Genomic DNA, 22650 nt, shown 5'->3' with positions numbered 1-22650 from the left:
ATACTGTCGGCCGTATGAAACTGACCCTGATCGTCGCCTTCGACCGCAACAATGCCATCGGCTGCGACAACGCATTGCCGTGGAAGTTGCCGGACGATCTCAAGCGCTTCAAGGCGCTGACCTTGGGCAAGCCGATCCTGATGGGGCGCAAGACCGCGCAGTCGCTGGGGCGTGCCTTGCCGGGGCGAGTGAACCTGGTGCTGACGCGTTCGGGGCAGGTGCCGTTCGCGGACATGCAGGCGGTGGTGTCGCTCGATGAGGCGATTGCGCAGGCCGAGGCGGCCGGTGCACAGGAGCTGTGCGTGATCGGTGGCGGTGAGGTCTATCGCCTGACCATGGAGCGTGCGGACCTGCTGGCCGTCACCGAAGTGGACACCACCGTGGAACGGGCCGACACCTACTTTCCGCCGATCGACCCGGCCGTGTGGGAGCCGGTGCAACGCGAGTCGCACGCGGTCGATGCGCGGCATGCCTTCGCATTCGATTACGTGGACTATCGGCGGCGCTGAACTCAGTTAGCCGCGCATGCACGATGGTGCTGCCGAGTGCATGCAGTCCGGCGGTTTTGAGGCAGCGATGCGAATCAGTGCGTTCGCATGCCGGAAGGCCCAATGTGCAAGCGTGCCAGTCGCGTGGCAGATGCAAGATCAGGCTGATCGCAAGCGCCGAGGCACTGCCTCGGCATGCTGCAGCAGTGCGCCGACCGCGCCCGTTATTCAGTCCGCAGCGGCAGCGGGCGGAGCGGCACCGGGTGCGGTGGAACCGGCGTTCGCATTCGCATTGTCCCCGCCACCGCCGCGCTGGCGTTGTCGACGGCGCGGCGACCGGCTACGTTGCGCGGTCTGCGACGGCTGCGTGATCGGGATTCCCGGCACCTGCACCACGCGCAGTTCGTCGGTATCCAGCTGCAGGGCGGTGAGTTTGCCGCCCCATACCGCACCGGTATCGATGGCGTGCACGCCCTGGGTGATGGTCAGCCCGAGTGCGGACCAATGCCCGCAGACGATCTTGAGATCGCGCTCGACCCGGCCCGGTACTTCGAACCACGGATACAGGCCCTGCGCCTGCGTGCCCGGCGTGCCCTTGTCGTCGGTGGCGATGCGCCCGCGTGGGGTGCAATAGCGCATGCGCGTGAACAGGTTGATGATCGCGCGGCTGCGGTCGTACCCGCTCAGGCCCGGCGACCAGCCCGGCTGATCGCCGTACATGTTGCGCAACAGCTTGCGATAGCCGCCGCCCTGCAGCTGCTGCTCGACCTCGCGCGCATGTTTCTCGGCCATCTGCGTGGTCCACTTCGGCGCCAGCCCGGCGTGGATCATCATCCAGCCCAGTTCGCGGTCCAGGTGTGCCAGCTTCTGCATCCGTAGCCAGTCGAGCAGCAGGTCGCGGTCTTCGGCCAGCACGATGCGCAGCAGATCCGGATTGACCTTGCGCTGCTCTTCTTCAGAACGCGCGCCGATCGCCAGCAGCGACAGATCGTGGTTGCCGAGCACCACCACGCTATGTGCGCGCAGCGAATGCACCAGGCGCAGCGTTTCCAGCGATTGGCCGCCCCGGTTGACCAGGTCGCCGCAGAACCACAACGTGTCCTGCGCGGGATCGAAGTTGATTTTTTCCAGCAGGCGCTGGGTGATGTCGTAACACCCCTGCAGATCGCCAATCGCCCAGACGCTCATCGCTTGCGCTCCATCAGTCCAGCATCCATCAGTGCAGCGTCCTGGGTACGCTCAGCACGAAGGCGGCGATCGGGGCGGTGAATTCGGTGCCATCGTCGGCCACCATGTCGTAATGACCTTGCATCTGTCCCTGCTCGGTCTCAAGCAGCACGCCAGAGGTGTAGCTGAATGCCTCGCCGGGGCGTAGCCAGGGTTGCTCGCCGACCACGCCTTCGCCATCCACCCGTTCGGTGCGTCCGTTGGCGTCGGTGATCTGCCAATGACGTGCGATCAGGCGCGCAGGCACGACGCCCGCGTTGTGGATGCGGATGCTGTAGGCGAAGGCGTAGCGGCCTTCGTCGGGGGTCGATTGATGGGCGAGGAAGCGGGGCGACACCTCGACCTCGACCCGGTAGCGCGGATCATCGTGCATGCGGAAAGTCTAAATAAAACCGTGTGGGAGCGGCGCTCAAGCCAGCTCGACATTGGCCAGACGGACAAAATCCGCGACCTCGAGTTGTTCGGCGCGCGCATCCGGGCGCACCTGCGCGGCCTCGAAATGGGCGGGCTCGCAGACGTTGGACAAGGCATTGCGCAGGGTCTTGCGACGCTGGCCGAAACCGGCGCGCACCACGTCGGCAAAGCGCCGCCGATCCCTGATCAGCACCGTGGCCGGATCGCGCGGCACCAGCCGTACCACCGCCGAGTCCACCTTCGGCGGCGGCCGGAATGCGCCTGGCGGTACCACGAACAGTGCGGTGACCTCGCAATAGGCCTGCAGCATCACGCTCAGGCGCCCGTATACCTTGCTGCCGGGGCCGGCGGCCATGCGGTCGACCACTTCCTTTTGCAGCATGAAGTGCATGTCGGCCACCGCGCCGGCATGGTCCAGCGCATGGAACAGGATCGGCGAGGAGATGTTGTAGGGCAGGTTGCCGACCAGCCGGATCGGCGTGCCATCGGCCAGCGCGGTGAGATCCACGCCAAGCACATCGCGATGGATGATGCTCAGCGCGCCGAGCGGTGCAGCGGCGTCGGTCAATGGTGCGATCAGGTCGCGGTCGAACTCGATCACGGTCAGTGCGCCGTGCTTGCGCAGCAGCGGAAAGGTGATCGCGCCCTGGCCGGGGCCGATTTCGACAAGGTGCTGGCCGGCGCGCGGGTCCACTGCCTGCACGATGCAGTCGATGTAATACCGGTCGGCAAGAAAGTGCTGGCCAAGCGACTTCTTGGCCGGTGCGCTGAAAGAATGATTCATGTGCGCAGTTTAACGTGGCAGCGCCTGCACGCGGTGCCGGTCCTGCACCTGGGAGACGCGGCAGATGGGATGCGTGCACGATGCGCATCGTCCAACGCAGGCAATCGCCTCTCGCTCAGCGGCGTGCTGCCAGACGCGCGCACAGGTTGGTCGCCGCCATCAGGCTGGACGGGTCGGCGATACCGCGCCCGGCCAGCTCCAGTGCAGTGCCGTGATCGACCGCCACGCGCGGGTAGGGCAGGCCGAGCGTGATGTTGACCGCCTGCTCGAAGCCGCTGTACTTGAGCACCGGCAGGCCCTGGTCGTGATACATCGCCACCACCGCATCGAAGCCGGTGAGTTTCTGCGGCAAGAATGCAGTGTCGGCCGGCAGCGGGCCGATCAGCTGCATGCCGTCGCCGCGTAGCTGCTCCAGTACCGGGATGATAATGTCCAGTTCCTCGCGGCCCAGGTGCCCGTCTTCGCCGGCATGCGGGTTGAGGCCAAGCACCGCGATGCGCGGGCGTTCCAGGCCGAAGTCGCGTCGCATCGCGGCATCGGTGATGCGCAGGCAGCGCGTTACCGCCTCGGCGGTGATCGCATCGGCGACTGCGCGCAATGGCAAATGGGTTGTTACCAGGGCGACGCGCACGACGGCATTGGCCAGCATCATCACCACCGGGCAGCCCGCCTGTTCGGCCAGCAGCTCGGTGGTGCCGGTGTAGGGGATGCCACCGGCATTGATCGCTGCCTTGTGTACCGGGCCGGTGACGATGCCCTGCAGCTTGCCGGACAGGCAGTCGCCGGCAGCGCCACGCAGGCCGGCAATGACCGCTGCCGCATTGGCGGGATCAGGTGTCCCGAAGTGGGTAGGCACGGCTTGGCGGATCGGATGCAGCGGCAAGTCGCCGGGCGCGCGCGCGCGCTGGTCCGGATCGAGCAGCCGCACAGACAAAGACAGCGCCTTTGCGGCGCTGTGCAGGGTGTCCGGATCGGCGTAGGCGATCAGGTGGGCGTCCGAGCGCGGCCGTTGGGCGAGCCGGACGCACAGCTCCGGCCCGATCCCGGCCGGCTCGCCTGGCACCAGCGCGAGCGACGGGAGCATCGAATCAGCGCGTCGGCCGCGCCGGCGGCGGTGTCGGTGCGGCAGGCGCCGCAGGGTCGGCCGGCTTGGCTGGAGCGGCGGTGGCATCGCCGTCGGCGCGGTCGCCGGTACGGAAGCTCACATACGCTTCGCCACGTAGCTCCTGCAGATAGCGGTTGTACTCTTCTTCCAGCTTGCGACGGCCGATCGTTTCACGGATCTGCGCACGCTGGCTTTCGGCACTGACGTCGGTCTGACGGCTACCCACGCGTTGCACGATATGCCAACCCGCCTGGGTGCGGAACGGTTCGGACACTGCGCCGTCGGCCAGGCCTTCGACCTGCTTGCCGAAGTCAGGGCCGAACGCATCAGCCGGGAACCAGCCCAGATCGCCACCCTGGCCACGGCTGTTGGTGTCTTCGGAAGATTCCTTCGCGGTGGCCTGAAAGTCGGCGCCGCCGGTGATACGCGCACGCAGCGTGTCGATCTTGGCCTTGGCCTGCGCCTCGGTCTGGTTGTCGCCGACGCGCATCAGGATGTGGCGTGCGTTGTATTCGGTGACCAGCTTCTTCTCGCCGCCGGCATTGGCGTCGCGCATTTCCACCAACTTGAGCAACTGGAAGCCGCTCGGACCACGCAGCGGGCCGGCAACCTGGCCGGGCTGCATGTCGCGGATCAGCTGTGCGAATGCATTCGGGATTTCATCCAGGCTGCGCCAGCCAAGATCGCCGCCTTCCAGCGCATTCGGGCTGTCGGAGTACCGCACGGCCGCTGCCGAGAAGTCCAGCTCGCCCTTGTCGATCAATGCCTTCACGCCATCGACCTTTTTCTGGCCGGTGGCGATCTGATCGGCCGTCGCGCCTTCCGGCAGGCCAACCAGGATGTGCGCCAGGTGATATTGACTGCCGGTGGTGGCCTGCTGCGCCAACGCAGTGTCCACTTCCCCTTCGCTCACGCTGATGCGGCTCTGCGCAAAACTTTGTCGCAGGCGCTGCACGATGATTTCGTCGCGGACCGAGGCGCGGAAATCGCCATAGCCCATGCCGTCGGCCGCCAGCTTCTGACGCAAGCCGTCCACGGTGGTGCCGTTCTGCTGGGCAATGCTGGCAATGGCGCGGTTGAGTTCCTCGTCGCTGACGCGGATACCGCTGCCATCGGCGCGGCCGACCTGCAATTTGACAAGCACCAGACGCTCGAGCACCTGGCGCTGCAGGACATCGTCCGGCGGCAGCTGGTTTTCCCGGCCGGCGTACTGCGACTTGACGTTGCGTACGGCGCGATCGAGCTCGCTCTGCAGCACCACGTCTTCATCGACGATGGCGGCAATGCGATCCAGCGGCTGGGATTGCTGTGCCGAGGCCAACGGCGAGAGCGTACTGGTGAGTACCAGCAGCGAGGCGAGAACAACAGAGAAAGGCTTGGTCATGGAATCAAGTTCGGATCGTAATCGTCCGGATTAGTCGTGGTATTGCTGGGCGGGACCAGGTACAGGTCGTCGCGGTAATAGCCGAGAATAGCACGGCGCAAAGTGCGGTCCGTGTTCTGGCCGAACGAGCTCAAGCCCTTCAGCACGAACTCCACCTGGATGGAGTTGTCCATCTCGCCGTCGCGGTTGCGCACGAACCGGCGCACCAATGCGCGCACCGCCAGGCAGCAGCTGTCCCACTGCACGCCACCGATCATCTCCAGCGGTTTGCGATCCAGGAGCGAGTAGTAGTAACGGCCGACCGCACTCCAGCTGGGGTTGATCGGGTACAGGAAGGAGAAATCGGCCTGCTCGAGCTGGTCGCTATTGTTGGTCGGGTTACGGCGGTAGCGATACGCCAGATTGACGATGCCGTCGTTATTGAGCAGATAGCGCGTGCGCAGGCTGGCCAGGTCTTCCTTGCGCGAATTCGGGTTCCACTGATAGGTGGCGCCCATCGACCAGCGGTCGTTGATCATGTAATTGGCGTCGGCCACCCAGGCGGACTTGCCCTGCTCGATGGGTTGTTCGCTGCCGGCGGCCGAATTGGTGCTGTTGTTGATGGTGACCAGCGAGTCGTTGAAGTACAGGATCTGGCCTGCACTCAGCGACAACTTCTCGCGGCCATCGTCCTGGCGCAGCCAGCGCGAGGTCACCGCCAGGGTCAGCTGGTTGGCGTCGTTCTGACGGTCGGCACCGGTGTAGCGCGAATCACGGAACAACTGGCCGTAGCTGAAAGTGAACGGGCGGGTATCGAAGACCGGCAGATCGTCCTGGTCGCGGTACGGCACGTACAGGTAGTACATGCGCGGTTCCAGCGTATTGAGATAGTTGGTGCCGAACAGCGAGGTCTCGCGATCGAAATACAGACCGGCGTCCACCGATGCGATCGGCAGGCTGCGCGAGGGAGACCGGTCGCCGGTCAGCGGCTTGGTGTTGGCCAACGTCGAATCCAGCTGATACGTGGTGTAGCGCCAAGCTACGGTCGGCGTGAAGAACCAGGCTGCGCCGGACAATGGCATCGAGATGTAAGGCTTGATGTCGAAGCGCGAGCCGCTGCCGTATTCGTAGTTGCGGATATTGGTGCGGACGTATTCGTCGCCGTTGGCGTCGCTGTTGCCGCTGCTGGGCGTGTAGACCACGTCGTACGAATCGTCGTGAGTGAACCGTACCGCCTCGGCGTACACCCCCGCCTCGAAGATGCCGAATGGCTTGTCCCAGGTGAAATAGGCGCGCGGCTGCCGGTTATAGGGCAGCGACTGCTCGTCCAGCGTGTAGTCGGTGAGCTGCCAGCGGTCGGCCATCAGGCCGGCGGTCCAGGTCTCGCCGGTCCCGTAGATGCCCACGGTGCTCTGCAGGCTGGAGGCCGAGCCCATGCCGTTCAGGCGGCTGGTGAAGTCTTCCACATACCGGGTGTCGCTGACCCATGAAATGCTGCTGCGCGCCTGCCAGTATTTGTTGATGTCATGGTAGCCGCTGTAGAAGACGCTGCCGCGGTCCTTGTCGCGCAACTTGTCGTTGGGCAGGTAGTTGGCGGTAATCTCGCCGCGACCGTTTTCGTACAGGTAGCGGAACTCGGTGCCGAACATGAAACCGCGCTTGCTCATGTAGCGCGGCAGCAGGGTCGCGTCGTAGTTCGGCGCCAGGTTCAGGTAGATCGGTTGCAGGTAGTCGAAGCCATTGCGGCCGGACAGGCCGAACTGCGGAAACAGCAGGCCGGTCTGACGACGGTCGTCGATCGGGAACTTGAACCAGGGGAAGTACAGTACCGGCACCTTGCCGATCTGCAGCACGGCATTGCGGGCGGTGCCGAAGCCTTCTTCGTTGTCGACGTCGATCTCCGGCGCGCGCACGCGCCAGATCGGCTGCGAGGGATCGCAGGTGGTGTAGGTGGAGCGGTGCATCTGCCCGACCTGGCCCTGCAGATCCACCGATTCGGCCGCGCCATTGCCGCGCCGGTCCACCAACTGGTACCGAATGTTGGTGACCTTGTGGGCGTCGGTGTCCTGGTTGCCTTCGGCGCGGTCGGCGACCATGCGGAAGGAGGTGTCCTGGTAGCGGACATTGCCTTCGGCGATGTAGTTGCCGGTCTCGGTGTCCATGCGCAGGTTGTCGGCACCCAGGAACTGGTCGCCGCGCTTGAGCGCCACATTGCCCTGGTACTGCGGGGTGGTGCTGGTGCCGGACAGCTGGTCGCCTTCGATGTCGGTCGGCAACTGCTGGCGCATTTCGGCGGCCTTGGCATCTGCGGCGGGCGCGCCGTCGAACCCTGGCAACGGATCAACCGCCGGGCACAGTCCCCAGTTCAACGGCTTGTCGGCAGCCATGGCCGGGAGGCAGATGGCGATGCTCAAAGGCAGGGGCAGCAGGCGGAGAGCTCGGCGCACGCGTGATTCAACCAATAAAATGGCCACTAGCTTGCCGTATACCCCGCATAGGGGCAATGACGAGCTCCCGGGTCGGGAGGGCGAGGTTCATCGCAATGAGGGCGCGAGCAAGGGGCCGCCGGGGTTCAGCGCAGCGCGGCCACGTGCGCCACGCTGCTTTCCCGCAAGGCCTGCAGGTCATAGCCGCCTTCCAGCATGGACACCACCCGGCCACGGGCATGTCGCTCGGCCAGGGTGCGCAGCGCAGCGGTCAGCCAGGCGAAATCGTCGGCATCGAGCAGCAGATCGGCCTGCGGATCGCGCAGATGCGCATCGAAGCCGGCAGAGATCAGGATCAGCTGCGGGCGGAAGGCATCGATCAGCGGCAGCATCTCGTCCTCCCACACATTGCGGAAGCGCAGCCCGTCGCTGCCTGGTTGCAGCAGCAGATTGTGGATGTTGCCGATGCCGCGCTCGTAAACGCTGCCCGAGTGCGGATAAAGCCCGGACTGGTGGGTGCTGAGATACTGCACGCTCGGGTCGCGTTCGAAGATCGCCTGCGTGCCGTTGCCGTGATGGACGTCGAAATCCACGATGGTGATCCGTTCCAGCCCATGCCGATCGCGCGCATGCGCGGCGGCCACTGCGACATTGTTGAACAGGCAAAAGCCCATCGACACCTGCGCGGTGGCGTGGTGCCCGGGTGGGCGCACTGCGCAAAAGGCGGTGCGGGTGGCATCCTGCATGACCGCATCCACCGCGGCGATGCCGGCACCGGCCGCGCGCAATGCCGCCGCGCGCGAGCCGGGCGACATCACGGTGTCCACGTCGAGCCGGTGATGGCCTTCGAAGGCGGTTTCCAGCACCGCGTCCACCTGTTCGCGCTCGTGCACCCGGCACAGGTCGCCGAGCTTGGCCAGCGGCGCCTCGCGCCAGTCCAGGTCCGGGAACGCGTCGCGCAGCGCCTCCACCACCGCTTCCAGGCGGGCGGGGCTCTCGGGATGCTCGGGGCCGGCGTCGTGACCGAGGCAGGCGGGATGGGTAAAGACCAACATGGGGCAAATCTAGCCTGTCCGTCGTGCCATGTGCAGGTCAGCCGCGCCGGCGGTCGTGCCGCCACAGCACTTCCTGCTGGCCATCGGCACGCGCCAGCACGCGCGCCAGCACGAACAGCAGGTCGGACAGCCGGTTCAGATAGCCGATCGCTTCGCTGCGCACGGTCTCCTGGCGTGACAGCGCAACGGTCTCGCGCTCGGCCCGGCGCACGATGGTACGGGCCAGATGGCAGCGCGCGGCGGCCTCGCCACCGGCCGGCAGGATGAACTCCTTCAGCGGGGGAAGCGTGTCGTTGAAAAGGTCCAGCTGGCGCTCCAGCGCATCGATATCGGCACTCTCGACGGCCGCACGGCCGGGCATGCACAGCTCGCCGCCCAGATCGAACAACTGGTGCTGGATGGTGGTCAGCAGCCCGGCGATCGGTTCCGGTACGCCGGGGGCGGCCAGCAGCACGCCGATGGCCGAATTGGCCTCGTCCACGGTGCCGTAGGCGTTGACGCGCAGCGCATCCTTGCCGGTACGGCTGCCGTCGCCCAGCCCGGTGCTGCCGTCGTCGCCGGTGCGCGTATAGATCCGCGAGAGCCGGTTGCCCATCTCAGCCGGCCTGGGCCTGGCCGGGCGCGCTGGTCAGGCGCTCGGCGGCCACCTGGACCGCCGCGGCAGCGGCGACATACAGCGCGGCACTGCGCAGATACGGCCCCAGCCAGTCGGTGTAGTTCTTGAACCAGCCGGCCACGGTCGGCTCGGCCACGCTGGCGCTGATCCAGTAGAAGCTGCCCTGGGCGATCAACTGGCACAGCGCCACGGAGAGCAACAGCGCCGGCACCAGCTTGGCCAGCGTGCTCCACTGCGCGCCGTGGTACTGCCGCCGCAGCCACATGCCACCGGCCCACAGCGCGAAGTACGCCGGGATCAGGCACCAGTACGCCGGCGATACGCAGTAGTGCTGCCAGAAGCTCAGGCCCTGGTTGGTGATCACCAGCCAATCCACCGCCACCGCCAGCAGCATCAGCAGCGGGAATGCCAGCCTGGTGCGCGCGGCCAGATGAAAGCCGCCGATGAAGAACACCGCCCAGGACGCGTCCGGGACCGGCGCGAAGTGATTGATCCGCGTGGCGGCCATCAGGACGGCGAGCAGGCTCAAAATCAGGGTGTCGTGCGAGCGAGGAGTCATGCGCGGAGGTGGCTGGATCACAGGCTGGCGAGTGTAGCGTGGAACCCGGTACGCCCGCGCCATGGGCGGCCTTGCGGAAGCCGCCTGGCGCAAGCGACCGCCGAGCCCCCCGTTGCCGAACACTGCGGACGCAAACGGCTCGACGTCTGGATACGCCCTGCACCGGCAAGCGTCGGGCAGCGCTCCCCGCGCGAGCAGCCGGCCGCACCACGCCAGCCCGGGCGCGGCAAGCTGTCCCCCGGTCGCGGCAACGGGTCATGGGCGAAGGCTTATCATGTGGCAATGACACATCCACATGACGTTCTGATCGTCGGCGGCGGCCTGGTCGGCTCCAGTCTGGCGATTGCGCTGGACCGCATCGGCCTGGATGTCGGGCTGGTGGAAGCCACCCCGGCCGGTATGCCCCCAGCGGTGTTCGACCAACGCAACCTGAGTTTTGCCGCCGCCACGGTCAACGCGCTGAGCGTGCTGGGGGTGATGGCCAAGCTGCGCAGCGCCCCCGGGCCGATCCGGCGCATCCACGTCAGCCGCGCCGGCGACTTTGGCCGCGTGCAGCTGGACGCGGCCGATTACGGCCGCGACAGCTTCGGCCAGGTGGTGGTGGCGCGCGATTTCGGCGAGGCGTTGCAGGCCCGCCTGGACGAACTGACCCGGCTGCGCCGCTATCGCCCGGCACGCTGCATCGGGGTCGAGCCGGTACAGGACGGTCTGCGCGCGCTGCGGCTTGCCACCGATGACGGCGAGCAGCGCGTGCAGGCACGGCTGGTGGTCGGCGCCGATGGCACCCACAGCGCAGTGCGCGAGCTGCTGCATATCGGCAGCGACGCGCACGACTTCCTGCAGACCTTGTTCGTGGCGCGGGTGCGCGCCTCCCGCCCACCGGATGGCACCGCGTGGGAGCGCTTCGGCGCGCATGGGCCGACCGCGCTGTTGCCGCGCGGCGACCGCCATTACGGCGCGATCCATTGCGTGGCGCGCGCCGAGGCCGAGGCGGTGGCCGCGCTCGACGAAGCCGGCTGGCTGGCGCGGTTGCAGCGGGCGGCCGGATGGCGCGCCGGGCGTTTTGTCGCCAGCGGCGAACGCAGCGCGTATCCGCTGGTGCAGGTGCTGGCCAACGCCCTGGTCGCCGAGCGCGTGGTGCTGCTGGGCAACGCCGCGCAGACGCTGCATCCGATCGGCGCCCAAGGCTTCAACCTCGGCTTGCGCGATGCGCTGACGCTGGCCGAATTGATTGAGCACGATCGCAGCGATGCCGGTGCAGGGGCACTGTTGGCCAAGTATCTGGCACGTCGACGGGTGGACCGCGAGCAGACCATTGGATTCTCCAGCGGGCTGGCGCGGCTCACCGGCAACCCGGCGCCGCTGCTGAGGCCGTTGCGCAGCCTCGGCCTGCTCGCCACCTCGCAGGCGGCGCCGTTGCAGTCGATGCTGGTCGGCGGGGCGATGGGTTTCCGTGGCGATGTGCCGCAATTGTGCAGGGGAGTCGCATGAGTCGCCGTGGTACCCGCGATGCGTTGATCGTCGGTGGCGGCGTGGTCGGTGCCGCCTGCGCGTTGGCCTTGGCCGATGCCGGCCTGAGCGTGGCGCTGGTCGAAGGCCGCGAGCCCGCGCGCTGGCGGGCCGACCAGCCCGATCTGCGCGTCTATGCCTTCGCCGCCGACAATGCCGCGTTACTGGACAGCCTGGGCGCATGGGCCTCGGTGCGCGCTGCCCGCGTGCAGCCGTACCGGCGCATGCGGGTCTGGGACGCGGCCGGTGGCGGCGAACTGAGCTTCGATGCCGACACATTGGGCCGCGAACAACTCGGTTGGATCATCGAACACGCGGTGCTGGTCGATCGCTTGTGGGCCGCCGTGCATGCGGCCGGCATCGAGGTGCATTGCCCGGCACGCGTGGTCGAGCTGGAACAGGATGCAAGCAGCGTGCGCCTGCGCCTGGACGATGGCAGCCGCCTGGAAGCGGCGATGGCGATTGCCGCCGATGGCGCCGCATCGACCTTGCGCGAGCTCGCCGGTGTGCCGGTGTCGCGGCATGCCTACGCGCAGCGCGGCGTGGTCGCCTTCGTGGAGACAGAGCAGCCGCATCAGGCCACTGCCTGGCAGCGCTTTCTGACCACCGGCCCGCTGGCATTGCTGCCGTTTGCCGATGGCCGCAGTTCGATCGTATGGACCTTGCCGGATGCCGAGGCCACGCGCGTGCTGGCGCTGGACGATGCCGACTTCTCGCGCGAGCTGACCCAGGCCTTCGCAGCGCGGCTGGGGCAGGTGCGGGTGGTCTCCGCGCGCGCGGCGTTTCCGCTGCAACGGCAATTGGTGGAGCAGTATGTCAGCGGCCGCGTGCTGACCCTGGGCGATGCTGCGCATGTGGTGCATCCGTTGGCCGGGCAGGGCGTCAATCTGGGCCTGCGCGATGTCGCTGCGTTGCGCGCCGAGGTGCGTGATGCGCTGGCAAGGCGTGCTGACTGGGCTGCCCCGCATCGGCTGCAGCGCTGGGCGCGCACCCGCCGCAGCGAGAACACTGTGGCTGCTTATGGCTTCGATGCGATCAACACGGTGTTCTCCAACGACGACATGCACCTGACCCTGTTGCGCGGGTCGGTCCTCGGGCTGGCCGGCAGGTTGCCGCCGCTGGTCGATGTGCTGTGGAAGCGTGCCTCCGGCAGCGCGTGATCGCGCGCGCAGCGCGCGGCACCGGTGTGGCTTACCCCCACATAAGGCATGCGGGCGCTCGCCCGGCAGGCTGCCGCCGAACTAGCGCGGCAACACGCCCGGATCCGCGGCATGCATGCTGCTGCGTCGGCGTGCGTGCTGCGGAGGCGGATGCGGCACGCTGATGCAGACAGCGCTGCATGCAGTGCCAGGCCGGGTCGCCAGACTGCTAAGGTCCGAAGCCGTGCGGGTGGCTCGCGCCAGCCAGTGTGCGGGTCAGATGCCTATGCTGTGGCGCTGGGTAGTGGCGTGCTCGGCGCGAGATGGTCAGTGGCGCTGCCAGCACTGCCGCGGTGATGCGCTCAACTTGCAATACCGGTATAAAAATCTTGCAGATGAGATCGCTTGGTGGCACTTTGGATCCCGAGGAGATCGTTTCGGCGGTCCGCAGTGGCTGGCCGGCGTTGGTGAGATCCCATGGCGGGACGCATTTCGATTCAATCAGCGACGCGCAATCGGCCACCGGCAAATGGCCAGCGCGCATCGCAGGAGTGCAGCATGGCAAGCATCATCGGCGGCATTGGAACCTCGCACGTTCCCGCCATCGGGGTGGCCTACGACAAGGGCAGACAACAGGATCCATTGTGGAAGCCGTTGTTCGACGGCGACACGCCCGTGGCTGGCTGGTCGGCCAAGCGGCAGGCCGCTGGGCTGGTGTTGTTCTGCAACGACCACTGCACGCCGTTCTTCGGCCCATATACGGCCTTCGCAGCGGGCATCGGCGAGCGCATTTGCGTCAACAACACCGGGTGGGGCTTGGAATTTCTGGACCGTTTCCAGCATGCGCCGGGAGCGCTGACCGATCTCACCCACGGCGATGACGTGTGCCAGGGGGGCGACGGGAGCGTGCAGCAAATCATGTGGCTGGCGCTGCGCAGTGCGCTGGGCGGGCCGATCCGCACGCTGCATCAGAACCACTGCCTGATGAGCGCCACCGCGATGACGGTGGTGCTGTACGAGCCGGGCATCGAAACCGCTGACGCGCCGTCTTCAGCGCAGTTGCTGGCGCACACCACGCATACCGCAAACGCGGCACGGGGGGCGGCCTACGATTCCGCAAGTACGCGGCATGCACCAGATCGGCGGCACGTACCTGTTCGATCTGCGTACCGGCAACCGCGCGTTGCGCATCGATCGATTCTTGTGGCATATGATTCGCGCCCGGTGGCGCGATCGCTTGCTTGAAAATTCCGAAACACTGATGCAGGAGGCCGGCCTCACCGAGCATGAAAGGCGCTGATCCTCGCACGCGGCCGGCTCGGACTGGTGCGGTACCGCGCCAACGTCTTCGTCATCGAAAAATTCGCCCGTCTGGTGCGTATGACCAATCTGCAGGTCGACGCCATCATGCGTGGCGAATCCTTCGAAGACGCCATGCAGACCCGGCGTGTGCCCGATGCACGCTGATCTGCAGGGCCGGCCAGGTGCCGTCCCGCCGCATTACCCGACTTCCCAACGTAAGGTCCATCCCCATGACCATGTCCTCCGTGTTCTTCGAACACCGTATCAAGGTCCGGCATCTACGTGTGATCGAGGCGCTGGATCGGCAGAAAAGCCTGCTCCGCGCCTCACGCGTGTTGAACGTCACCCAGCCCGCATTGACGCGTGCCCTGCAGGAGATCGAAGAGATCGTCGGCGCGCCGCTGTTCGAGCGTCATTCGCGCGGCGTGCGCCCCAACGCGATGGGCGAGGTGCTGGTACAGACCGCGCATGTTGTGCTCGGCCAGTTGCGCCGTGCGCAGGACACCTTTGAGGGTCTGCTGCAAGACGATGCGCTCACCATCACCGTGGGCGCGTTGCCGGTCGCTGCCAGCGGCCTGTTGCCGGCCGTGCTGGCCGCGTTGTATCGCGCCGAACCCACCTTGCGGGTGCGCCTGCTGCATGGGCGCACCGACGAACTGCTGCCCAAGCTGGCCGGCAACGAGATCGATCTGGTGGTGGGCCGGCTGTATCCGCTGGCTCGCTACGACGGGTTGATCCGCAAGGTGCTGTACCAGGATCCGATCGCGCTGGTGGCGCGCAGCGACCACCCGCTGTTTGCCAACGGCCAGGTGCGTATCGCCGAAGCCGCTGCGTATCGCCAGGTGCTGCCGACGCTGAGCCAGCATGTCGAGCGCGATGTGGGGCAGGTGATGCGCGAACACGGGCTGGCCACGCGCGATCAGCTGCGTTCCAGTTCGGCCAGCTTTACCCGCGAGATTCTGCTCGGCACCGACAGCATCGCCGTCATGCCGAGCATGATGGTGGCCGGGGATATCGCACGTGGCGAGTTGCGCGCCTTTCAGCTGCAACAGCCGTCGCAGGCGCGCGCAGGCGGGGTGATCTATCGCGATGGCAGTGCCATCCACAAGCCTGGCGTGCGCTTGCTGATGCGCGAACTGGAACGCCAATTGGCGGCCATGGCCGAGCAGGGGGCGGTGTGGGTGGACGACCAGATCAGCGAGGACACCCTGTTGCTGGACGAGTCCGCGTGATCGATTGAGCGGGGCATGCGCGGCGCAAGCGCTGCCGCGTCTGGGTGGTGCTGCACTGGCGTGATGCACGCACACGGCAGGCAGCTCGGGGCCCCTGTTGCGCTGCCGGGCATGGTTCGCCGCCGTGGCTCGGCAGCGAACCTGCGGGTCGCTGCCAGCTGCGCGCGGCGCGATCCACATCCCGGACGCATCACGCCCCGCTGACCAGGGCGTCTTTCAGGCGCGCTTTCTGCAGCTTGCCGGTCGCGGTGCGCGGCAGCGCCTGGACCACGCGCAGATGCTTGGGCACCTTGTACTTGGCCAGTCGTTCGACCAGATAGGCGCGGATCTGTTCCAGATCCGGCGCGTCGTCGGCCGGCACGATCGCCAGGTAGCCCACCTCTCCCCATTGCGGGTCGGCGATCCCCACCACCGCGCATTCGCGTACCTGCGGATGGTCGGCAAGCGCCGCTTCGATCTCGGCCGGATACACGTTCTCACCGCCGGAAATGAACATGTCCTTCTTGCGATCGACGATCCAGAAAAACCCGTCGGCATCGTGCCGCACGATGTCGCCGGTGCGGAACCAGCCGCGCTCGTCGAGCGCGGCGGCGCTTGCCTGCGGATCGCGCCAGTAACCGGGGCTGAGGTTGGGGCCGCGCAACAGCAACTCGCCTGGCACGCCGACCGGGCAGTCGTTGCCATCGCCATCGACCACGCGTGTCTGCACCGCAGGGGGCGAAATGCCGACCGCGCCCAGCTTGGCGCGGATCACCGCGCAGTCCACCGACATGCCGAACACCGTGCCGGCCTCGCTCATGCCAAAGCCGCTGACCATCGGGATGCCGTCTTCCAGCCAGCCGAGCAGGTCATCGCTGGCGTGCGGCGCGCCGCCGCTGACCAGCGCGGTGAGATGCCGCAGCGAGGCCGCATCGAAACCGGGCTGGCTGCGGAACGCCTGCATCATCTGCGGCACGCCGACGTAATGCGTGATGCCCAGCGACCGGTTGCCCAGCCAGCCCAGGGTGCGCTTGGGTTCGAAGCCGTTGGAGACCTGGATCGAGCCGCCTACCGCCAGCGCCGGGCGCACATTGGTGGCCAGGCCGATGATATGGAACATGGGCGCTTCGCACAGGAAACTGCTGCCCGCATCCACGCGCGTGGTGACGCCAAAGTTGTGCGCCACCTGCTGCAGATTCTGCTCGCTCAGCATCACGCCCTTGGGCTGACCGGAGGTGCCGGAGGTGAACAGGATCAGGCTGATGCGGTCGGGTGGAATCGACGCAGTGTCTGCAGGTTCGAGCAATTTCGCCGCGTCGATGAAGTCGGCCAGCGACGCGACATCGGCGCGCCCCGCAGCAACGTCGTCGCCCAACAGCAGGCGCGGCTCGGCGCGTTGTAGCAATGCATCCAGTTCGCCTGCACTTAGCCGCCAGTTGAGCGGGACGTAAATCGCACCGACGCGTCCGCAGGCGAAATGCAACGCCACCTGCCAGACCGAATTGCGTGCCAGTGTGGCAAGCCGTTCGCCATCGACGCAGCCGCGCGTGTGCAGCAATGCAGCCAGACGGCCGATCAATGCGTCCAATTCTGCGTACGACCATTGCTGATCCAGCAGCAGGTCGCGCGCAGCAAGCCGATGAGGGCTAAGGCGGGCGTGGAGGGAGATCGAGTCGGTCGGCATGGTCATGGCGCTGTCTTCCGAATGCAGATGAGTGGGTGACTGACGTGACGACGGCGGCTGCGGCTGAAGGTTGACGCGCGTCAGAACACCTAGCGAACGTTCACCCGACGCTGCGGACGCAGCGCAGGAGGCGATGGACAACGCAGTGCCTGCCGCATCGCGTTACGACCGCGCCATGGTCGCGGCGCGGTCGGGTGCTGAAGGGCTTGAGTGGGATTGATGGCTTTGGGTTCGAGGAACGCGTGCGGTTCTTCGATGCCGTCTTCGCGGCCGCTCCCGGAGTGCTTGAACCCGCTGGATGAGCAGGCCCGACGGCCCACGCGCGGCGATCCCGCGCAGCGTTGCGGACACGGCTTCCATCCTCCCTCCTCGGTGCGGAAAACAACGGGCAGCGCCAGCGATGCGCGTGGTGCACGCATCGCTTCAGGCGCCGTAGGAAGTGATCAGGCGCTGTTCTTGGTCAGATCGTATGCGCCCAGGCCGGGCTTGTAGCTCTTCTCGTCGATGAACTGGCGGATGCCTTCCTTGCGGGCGTTGTTGTCGAACGAGTTGGCCGCCTCCTGCATGCGCACCAGATAATCTTCGGCTTCGTCGTAGGTCATGGTGCCGACCCGGCGCACCGCATCCTTTGCGTACTTCAGCGCGACCGGGTTCTTCTTGAGCAGCAGCTCGGCCACCTCGCGGGTACGTGCTTCCAGCCGTTCCAGCGGCACGCTTTCGTTGACCAGGCGCCATTCGGCGGCCTTCTTGCCGTCCACCGTTTCGCCGGTCAGCGTCATCCACATCGCATCGCGCATCGACAGCAGCTCCACCGCGACCTTGGTGACGCCGCCGCCGGGCAGGATGCCCCAGTTGATTTCCGACAGGCCGAACTGCGCCTCGTCGGCGGCGATCGCCAGATCGCAGGCGAACAACGGCCCGAAACCGCCACCGAAACACCAGCCGTTGACCATCGCGATGGTGGGCTTCTGATACCAGCGCAGGCGGCGGAACCAGCCATAGGATTCGCGCTGCGAGCGACGCACGCCGCGCAGGCCCTGGGCTTCGGTTTCGCGGAAATATTCCTTCAGATCCATGCCGGCCGACCAGGCGGTGCCTTCGCCACCGAGCACCAGCACGCCGACGTTGTCGTCGAATTCCAGCTCGTCCAGCACGTCCATCATGCGGCGGTTGAGCGCCGGGCTCATCGCGTTGCGTTTGTCGGGGCGTGCAAACTTTACCCAGGCAATGCGGTGTTCGATGCGGACCGATACCACGTCATGCTCGTTCAAGCGGCGTCTCCTTCGAGTGGGTACAGAGTGGAAATCACAGTGCGTCGGCGAGCGCGGTGTCCGGCACTCCGGCCCGTTCCAGCGCGGCGCTGGCGTTCAACTTGCAGAGCAGGCGCAGCAAGGTCTGCTGCTCGCTGGCCTGCAGGCCCGTGCAGGTGCGCGCGACCGCCCGCGCCAGACAGCCCTGCGCAGTGCCGAGCGTGCGCTCGCCAAGCGGGGTGAGGTACAGGCCCTTGCTGCGTCGGTCGCGGCCGGCCAGGCGCTCGATCAGGCCCTGCTCGGCCAGTGCGTTGGCGATCTTCATGCCGGCAGCGCGATTGACCAGCAGGCGGTTGCCCAGTTCGGTCTGGTCGCAGCCGGGCTGGTCGCGAATGTGGATCAAGGCGGTGACGCGCGCCGGGGTCAGATGCAGTTCGGCCAGTTCCTGGCGCGCGGCGTGGCTGGAGGCCAGGGTCGCCAGTTGCAATTGATAGCCAAGGTCTGCGGCAAGGGTCAGGCGAGCGCTCATCGAGCCATCCAAATTGTATCCGTTAAATACAATCTAGCCGACCGAAGCGGGCACTGCAAGAGGTGGTGGCGGTCGCAAGCAAAGGGCACTGCGCGCCTGTGTAGCGCGGGCGCAGGACCTGTCTGCGGTGCTGCCGGATGATTTACCGGATCAACCAGCCGCTCAGCTGTTCGCGGCTCAGGTGTCCGCTGTGCCGTGTGTCGAGCGCATCGAATTCATCTGCCAGTGCCGGGTTGGCCTGTGCCTCGGCGCGACTGATGTTGCCGTCGCCGTCGGTATCCAAGGCCTGGAAGTCGATGCGGTAGCTGCCGACCACGCTGTTGGGCTGGATCGAGCGCACGATCACGCTGGATTCGCCGCGCGGACGCTCCAGCTGGGCCTGATGGGTGACCTCGCCGCTGGACAGCGGCTGGGTGCGAATCACATTGGGCACATCGATCAGCGGCATGCTGCTGGCCGGCGTCGGCGCCTGTTGCGCGAGCGCGTGGCCGCCGAGCAGCAGCAACACGGAAAACGAAACGATACGCATGGTGGTCATCAGATCCCCCTGACGTGGAACAGCCCGCAAGCATAGAGGCTGTCGGGCGTCTTGAGGTGCGTGCACCGCGTGCTCGCCGTATGGCGACAGTGCCTGCGTATGCCCAGGCCGGCGGTCTGTGCGGCGTGCGCGATGCGCCATCGGCCAACCGCGACCGGAGCCGGAACCCATGGCCGCACCGCAACCTCGCACATTGCACCCGGTACGGCAGCTCAGCCGGGGATGAACGGAAACACGATCTTCAACAAGCCCTTCAGACCGCCCTCGGCAGTGCTGGCCACGGCCTTGGCGCCAAGGCTGTTGAGCGCGCGCCGTACATCGTCCCAGCGCACCTGCGCGATGTCCTTCTTCAGCAGGTCCGCCACTTCCTCGGCGGTGGGCGTGAGCTTTTGCAATTGGCGCACGGTGGCCTGCGGGTCCGGCTGCAGATAGCCCCAGCGTTCGGCGACTTTCAGCAGCGTGTCGAAGCGCACCGCGACCACTTCGCGATTGCGCTCGTACACCGGCAAGGCTCCGACATCCAGGATGGCCTGTTCGAATTGCTGCGCATCGTCCGGGTGTTCGATGCGCACCGCCAGAAAGCCTTCCTTGCGGCTGCGTTCGCTGACGTGCTTGGCACCGGAGCGTAGATTGTCTTCGGTGAGCACGTTGGCGACGATGCGCTGCATTGCCGCGTCGCCTTCCTCGGGCACTAGCGAGCGCCAGCGCGCATAGCCGTCGCGACGCAATGCCTTGACCTTGGCCGAGGTCACCCGCAGCTGCAGCGCGACCATCGCGTTGGAGCTGTTGCGCGAGATGGCGCCGTCGCGTTCGAGCAGCACGAAGATCAGCAATTCCAGATCGCGCTTGGTCAGCGATTGGAATCCCTGCAGCAGGGTCAGGCGCAGGAATTCGTTGCCGAAGGCCGCCGCGTCCTTGAGTTCGATCGGTTGCATGGGGAGTCCTCCACGGGTGACCTGCAGGATGCCAGGGCGCTGTTGCGCGACCTGAGAACCGTTGCGACGCGCGCAGCAGTTTCAGTGTCCGGTTTCGCGGCCCGGGCGATCGGACCTGAACGTTTCAACTGCGCCACGATCCTGCAAGGTCACGAACACCTGTTTGCCATCGGTGCCGCCGAAGGCGACGTTGCTGGCCTTGCGGCCCTTCAACGCGACCGTGCGCAGCAACTTGCCCTGCGGCGAGACCACCGCGATCTGCCCGGCATCGTAGCGGGCGATATAGAGATTGCCGTCGGCATCGCAACGCATGCCATCCATGCCGAAGTCGGGGAAGCTGATCAGCAGGCGCTTGTTGCGCAGGCCGCCATCGACGCGGTCGTAGACCCACACCTTGCGCGACACGCTTTCGTTGACGTAGAGATGCTTGCCGTCGGGGCTGACGTCCAGCCCGTTGGGCGTGGTCATGCCCGATTCCATCAACGCCACGACGCCCTCGCGGCCGATGTGCCACAGGCGGCCGCTGTTGTCTTTCCAGTTCGGGTCGCTTGCATAGAAGCTGCCATCGGGCGCAATCGCCAGATCGTTGGGGCCGTCGGCGTCGGGCAGCGAGGCGAAGGTGCTGACCGCGCGCGTCTGCAGGTTCACCTGCAGGATCTTGTGGCCGGTGTAATCGGCCACGTACATCGTCCCGTCGCGGAAGCGGATGCCATTGCCGGTGCTGCCGTCGGGCAAGGTCACGAAGACCTCTGCCTTGGCGCTGCCATCGGCGTGCAGGGCAATGCGCGCGATGGTGCCGTCCTTGCCCAGATTCACCGCGTAAAGCGCGCCATCCGGTCCGGCCGCAGGACCCTCGGCATTGTGGGTGAAGGCGCCATCGCCGATCAGGTCGCGCGCAACGAACGGCGCATCGGCAGCGACCACAAGCGAGCTGGACAACAGTAGCGCCAATGGCAGGAAACGGCGGCGGGCGATGGCGGTCATGCGGCGTGCTCCGGATGGGATCGTTGCCAGTGTGCCAGAACGTGCGCAGCGGCCATGGCGGTAATCACGCACGATCAAGTAAGGTGCCCGGGCAGCATTGGCCGACGAGCGACCAACAGCAGCACTGCGCCCACCTGCGGGCAGTGCGAATGGGCCGCGGTGCGGCACGTGTCCACTGACACTCCGGTGCGAGTGCTGTCGTCGTCATCGCTGACGATCGCACGCGATGGTGTCAGCCGCTCTCAATCTTGCCAAGGAGGTTTGCATGTCCGTGGAATCGATCACACGTCGTCGTTTGCTCGCCGCATTCGGCGGTGCAGGCGTCCTGCTTGCTGCACCCGGCTGGGCATTGCCGAAGAAAAAGCCGGGCAAACCGCTCAACGTGGCATTGGCCGGCCTGGGCAGCTATGCCAGCGAACAGCTCGCGCCGGGCCTGGCATTGACCAGGCATTGCCGGCTGGCCGGTATCGTCACCGGCACGCCCGCGAAGATTCCGCAGTGGAAGGCCAAGTACGGCATCGCCGATCGCAACGTCTACAACTACGAGAACTTCGACCGGATCGCCGACAACGACGACATCGACGTGGTGTACATCGTCACGCCGACCCATCTGCATGCGCCGCTGACCCTGCGCGCGGCGGCGGCCGGCAAGCACGTCTGGTGCGAAAAGCCGATGGCGATGCATGCCGGCGAATGCGAGGCGATGATCGCGGCGTGCAGGCGCAACAAGGTGGCGCTGACGATCGGTTATCGCATGCAGCACGAACCCAACACGCGTCGCCTGATCGCGATGGCCAGCGAGAAGCCGTTCGGCGCGATGCAGCGTGTGCGCGCCGAGGCCGGCTACAACGGCTATCACGATGCGACCAAGGCCGATCGTCCATGGCGCTTGCGCTCCCAGTTCGGCGGCGGGGCGATGTACGACATGGGCGTGTATCCGCTCAATGCCGCGCGCTACACGGTGGGCAGCGAGCCGCTGGCCGTGACCGCCAAGCGCTGGACCGATCGTCCCGAATTGTTCGACGAAGTCGACGAGCATATGGACTTCACCCTGGAATTTCCGAACGCGGTGCGTGCGCAGTGCAAGACCAGCTTCGGGAACAACATGAATGTGCTGCGCGCCGAATGCGAGCGCGGCTGGTACGAGTTGTCGCCGTTCCAGAGCTACCAGGGCGTGACCGGCAAGGCCAGCGACGGGCGCGTGTTCGACGCCAAGGTGCCGCACCAGCAGGCATTGCAGATGGACGAGGACGCGCTGGCGATCATCAACGGCACCCCCCTGCGTGCGCCCGGCGAAGAAGGCTTGCGCGACATCCGCATCGTCGATGCGATCTACCGCTCTGCCCGCGAGGGCAGCAAGCGAATCGTGCTCTGATCGCGCCTCGCTCCGTCAATCGATGGAGCAGGCCCGCCTGAGCCAGGCGAGCAGGCTGGCACGCACCAGCCTGCCACGATGAAGTCCCCACAGGCCGTGCAGTCCAGCACCGAAAGCGGTTGCCCAGCAATCACACCGGACTGCCATCAGCGCGACT

The 22650-nt window shown here is 66.5% G+C and carries 20 protein-coding genes and 2 pseudogenes; 7 read left to right on the top strand and 15 right to left on the bottom strand.

The genetic code is table 11. The features are described from left to right. Positions 1–14 precede the first annotated feature (14 nt). Positions 15–509 (top strand): dihydrofolate reductase, encoded by a 495-nt coding sequence (locus FHT08_RS09660; RefSeq protein WP_104538473.1) that lies wholly within the window; start codon positions 15–17, stop codon positions 507–509. Positions 510–716: 207 nt separating this feature from the next. Here FHT08_RS09660 and FHT08_RS09655 read toward each other — a convergent pair whose 3' ends face one another. From FHT08_RS09655 to FHT08_RS09615, 9 genes are all read right to left on the bottom strand, one after another. After that, a complete protein-coding gene (locus FHT08_RS09655; RefSeq protein WP_104538472.1) occupies positions 717–1676 on the bottom strand; it encodes a symmetrical bis(5'-nucleosyl)-tetraphosphatase in 960 nt (319 codons plus the stop codon). A gap of 28 nt (positions 1677–1704) precedes the next feature. Continuing rightward, entirely contained in the window at positions 1705–2088 is a 384-nt protein-coding gene (gene apaG / locus FHT08_RS09650) for a Co2+/Mg2+ efflux protein ApaG (protein WP_104538471.1), read from the bottom strand. Positions 2089–2124: 36 nt separating this feature from the next. Further along, entirely contained in the window at positions 2125–2913 is a 789-nt protein-coding gene (gene rsmA, locus FHT08_RS09645) for a 16S rRNA (adenine(1518)-N(6)/adenine(1519)-N(6))-dimethyltransferase RsmA (protein ID WP_166774966.1), read from the bottom strand. Between the two features lie 115 nt (positions 2914–3028). Then, positions 3029–3997, bottom strand: coding sequence for a 4-hydroxythreonine-4-phosphate dehydrogenase PdxA (gene pdxA, locus FHT08_RS09640; protein WP_166774965.1), 969 nt, complete (start codon positions 3995–3997; stop codon positions 3029–3031). Between the two features lie 4 nt (positions 3998–4001). Beyond that, positions 4002–5402, bottom strand: coding sequence for a peptidylprolyl isomerase (locus tag FHT08_RS09635; protein WP_166774964.1), 1401 nt, complete (start codon positions 5400–5402; stop codon positions 4002–4004). Then, positions 5399–7828 carry an LPS-assembly protein LptD gene (gene lptD, locus FHT08_RS09630; protein ID WP_166774963.1) on the bottom strand — a complete coding sequence of 810 codons (2430 nt, stop codon included), beginning with the start codon at positions 7826–7828 and terminating at the stop codon, positions 5399–5401. The genes FHT08_RS09635 and lptD overlap by 4 nt, the downstream gene beginning before the upstream one ends. Positions 7829–7953: 125 nt before the next feature. Further along, positions 7954–8862, bottom strand: a complete 909-nt coding sequence (locus tag FHT08_RS09625; protein ID WP_166774962.1) for a histone deacetylase family protein — start codon at positions 8860–8862, stop codon at positions 7954–7956. 37 nt (positions 8863–8899) lie between these two features. Then, entirely contained in the window at positions 8900–9457 is a 558-nt protein-coding gene (locus FHT08_RS09620; RefSeq protein WP_166774961.1) for a cob(I)yrinic acid a,c-diamide adenosyltransferase, read from the bottom strand. Position 9458: 1 nt separating this feature from the next. Next, on the bottom strand, positions 9459–10037 hold the full coding sequence (locus tag FHT08_RS09615; protein ID WP_104604208.1) for a hypothetical protein: 579 nt from the start codon (positions 10035–10037) through the stop codon (positions 9459–9461). A 282-nt stretch (positions 10038–10319) separates the two neighbouring features. Between FHT08_RS09615 and ubiH the strand changes: the two genes are divergently transcribed. From ubiH to FHT08_RS09590, 5 genes and pseudogenes are all read left to right on the top strand, one after another. Then, the gene (gene ubiH / locus FHT08_RS09610; RefSeq protein ID WP_166774960.1) at positions 10320–11528 is read left to right on the top strand and encodes a 2-octaprenyl-6-methoxyphenyl hydroxylase; all 1209 of its coding nucleotides are present in this window, start codon (positions 10320–10322) and stop codon (positions 11526–11528) included. Continuing rightward, positions 11525–12706, top strand: a complete 1182-nt coding sequence (locus tag FHT08_RS09605) for a UbiH/UbiF family hydroxylase (protein WP_166774959.1) — start codon at positions 11525–11527, stop codon at positions 12704–12706. The genes ubiH and FHT08_RS09605 overlap by 4 nt, the downstream gene beginning before the upstream one ends. A 537-nt stretch (positions 12707–13243) precedes the next feature. After that, positions 13244–13753, top strand: a pseudogene (locus tag FHT08_RS09600) (protocatechuate 3,4-dioxygenase); the annotation flags it as partial. Between the two features lie 61 nt (positions 13754–13814). Next, positions 13815–14152: pseudogene (locus FHT08_RS09595) on the top strand (protocatechuate 3,4-dioxygenase). A 65-nt stretch (positions 14153–14217) separates the two neighbouring features. Further along, entirely contained in the window at positions 14218–15219 is a 1002-nt protein-coding gene (locus FHT08_RS09590) for a LysR substrate-binding domain-containing protein (protein WP_104538463.1), read from the top strand. Between the two features lie 190 nt (positions 15220–15409). Here FHT08_RS09590 and FHT08_RS09585 read toward each other — a convergent pair whose 3' ends face one another. The 6 genes from FHT08_RS09585 to FHT08_RS09560 all read right to left on the bottom strand — a co-directional run bounded on the left by FHT08_RS09585 (position 15410) and on the right by FHT08_RS09560 (position 21118). Next, entirely contained in the window at positions 15410–16888 is a 1479-nt protein-coding gene (locus FHT08_RS09585) for an AMP-binding protein (RefSeq protein ID WP_166774958.1), read from the bottom strand. Between the two features lie 437 nt (positions 16889–17325). Then, on the bottom strand, positions 17326–18153 hold the full coding sequence (locus FHT08_RS09580) for a p-hydroxycinnamoyl CoA hydratase/lyase (RefSeq protein WP_166774957.1): 828 nt from the start codon (positions 18151–18153) through the stop codon (positions 17326–17328). 34 nt (positions 18154–18187) lie between these two features. Next, positions 18188–18661 carry a MarR family winged helix-turn-helix transcriptional regulator gene (locus FHT08_RS09575; protein WP_104538840.1) on the bottom strand — a complete coding sequence of 158 codons (474 nt, stop codon included), beginning with the start codon at positions 18659–18661 and terminating at the stop codon, positions 18188–18190. A gap of 142 nt (positions 18662–18803) precedes the next feature. Continuing rightward, on the bottom strand, positions 18804–19199 hold the full coding sequence (locus tag FHT08_RS09570) for an EF-hand domain-containing protein (RefSeq protein WP_166774956.1): 396 nt from the start codon (positions 19197–19199) through the stop codon (positions 18804–18806). 212 nt (positions 19200–19411) lie between these two features. Then, positions 19412–20134, bottom strand: coding sequence for a hypothetical protein (locus tag FHT08_RS09565; protein ID WP_104538459.1), 723 nt, complete (start codon positions 20132–20134; stop codon positions 19412–19414). An 81-nt stretch (positions 20135–20215) separates the two neighbouring features. After that, the gene (locus tag FHT08_RS09560; protein ID WP_166774955.1) at positions 20216–21118 is read right to left on the bottom strand and encodes an SMP-30/gluconolactonase/LRE family protein; all 903 of its coding nucleotides are present in this window, start codon (positions 21116–21118) and stop codon (positions 20216–20218) included. Between the two features lie 265 nt (positions 21119–21383). Between FHT08_RS09560 and FHT08_RS09555 the strand changes: the two genes are divergently transcribed. Further along, entirely contained in the window at positions 21384–22493 is a 1110-nt protein-coding gene (locus FHT08_RS09555; RefSeq protein WP_166774954.1) for a Gfo/Idh/MocA family oxidoreductase, read from the top strand. Positions 22494–22650 lie beyond the last annotated feature (157 nt).

Source organism: Xanthomonas sp. CFBP 8151, from assembly GCF_011761885.1.
In the GTDB taxonomy this organism is placed as follows: Bacteria; Pseudomonadota; Gammaproteobacteria; order Xanthomonadales; family Xanthomonadaceae; genus Xanthomonas; species Xanthomonas arboricola_B.
The sequence above is the reverse complement of the archived record's forward strand: the minus strand, read 5'-3'. Positions and strand labels throughout refer to the sequence as shown.

What these genes read in the sequence shown, in the direction of transcription:
- ubiH (WP_166774960.1), top strand. Translation starts at nt 10,320, where the DNA reads ATGACACATCCACATGACGTTCTGATCGTCGGCGGCGGCCTGGTCGGC.
- FHT08_RS09585 (WP_166774958.1), bottom strand. Translation starts at nt 16,888, where the DNA reads ATGACCATGCCGACCGACTCGATCTCCCTCCACGCCCGCCTTAGCCCT.
- FHT08_RS09615 (WP_104604208.1), bottom strand. Translation starts at nt 10,037, where the DNA reads ATGACTCCTCGCTCGCACGACACCCTGATTTTGAGCCTGCTCGCCGTC.
- FHT08_RS09555 (WP_166774954.1), top strand. Translation starts at nt 21,384, where the DNA reads ATGTCCGTGGAATCGATCACACGTCGTCGTTTGCTCGCCGCATTCGGC.
- FHT08_RS09560 (WP_166774955.1), bottom strand. Translation starts at nt 21,118, where the DNA reads ATGACCGCCATCGCCCGCCGCCGTTTCCTGCCATTGGCGCTACTGTTG.
- FHT08_RS09570 (WP_166774956.1), bottom strand. Translation starts at nt 19,199, where the DNA reads ATGACCACCATGCGTATCGTTTCGTTTTCCGTGTTGCTGCTGCTCGGC.
- FHT08_RS09575 (WP_104538840.1), bottom strand. Translation starts at nt 18,661, where the DNA reads ATGAGCGCTCGCCTGACCCTTGCCGCAGACCTTGGCTATCAATTGCAA.
- FHT08_RS09655 (WP_104538472.1), bottom strand. Translation starts at nt 1,676, where the DNA reads ATGAGCGTCTGGGCGATTGGCGATCTGCAGGGGTGTTACGACATCACC.
- FHT08_RS09590 (WP_104538463.1), top strand. Translation starts at nt 14,218, where the DNA reads ATGACCATGTCCTCCGTGTTCTTCGAACACCGTATCAAGGTCCGGCAT.
- FHT08_RS09660 (WP_104538473.1), top strand. Translation starts at nt 15, where the DNA reads ATGAAACTGACCCTGATCGTCGCCTTCGACCGCAACAATGCCATCGGC.
- FHT08_RS09635 (WP_166774964.1), bottom strand. Translation starts at nt 5,402, where the DNA reads ATGACCAAGCCTTTCTCTGTTGTTCTCGCCTCGCTGCTGGTACTCACC.
- FHT08_RS09625 (WP_166774962.1), bottom strand. Translation starts at nt 8,862, where the DNA reads ATGTTGGTCTTTACCCATCCCGCCTGCCTCGGTCACGACGCCGGCCCC.
- FHT08_RS09620 (WP_166774961.1), bottom strand. Translation starts at nt 9,457, where the DNA reads ATGGGCAACCGGCTCTCGCGGATCTATACGCGCACCGGCGACGACGGC.
- pdxA (WP_166774965.1), bottom strand. Translation starts at nt 3,997, where the DNA reads ATGCTCCCGTCGCTCGCGCTGGTGCCAGGCGAGCCGGCCGGGATCGGG.
- FHT08_RS09605 (WP_166774959.1), top strand. Translation starts at nt 11,525, where the DNA reads ATGAGTCGCCGTGGTACCCGCGATGCGTTGATCGTCGGTGGCGGCGTG.
- FHT08_RS09565 (WP_104538459.1), bottom strand. Translation starts at nt 20,134, where the DNA reads ATGCAACCGATCGAACTCAAGGACGCGGCGGCCTTCGGCAACGAATTC.
- apaG (WP_104538471.1), bottom strand. Translation starts at nt 2,088, where the DNA reads ATGCACGATGATCCGCGCTACCGGGTCGAGGTCGAGGTGTCGCCCCGC.
- rsmA (WP_166774966.1), bottom strand. Translation starts at nt 2,913, where the DNA reads ATGAATCATTCTTTCAGCGCACCGGCCAAGAAGTCGCTTGGCCAGCAC.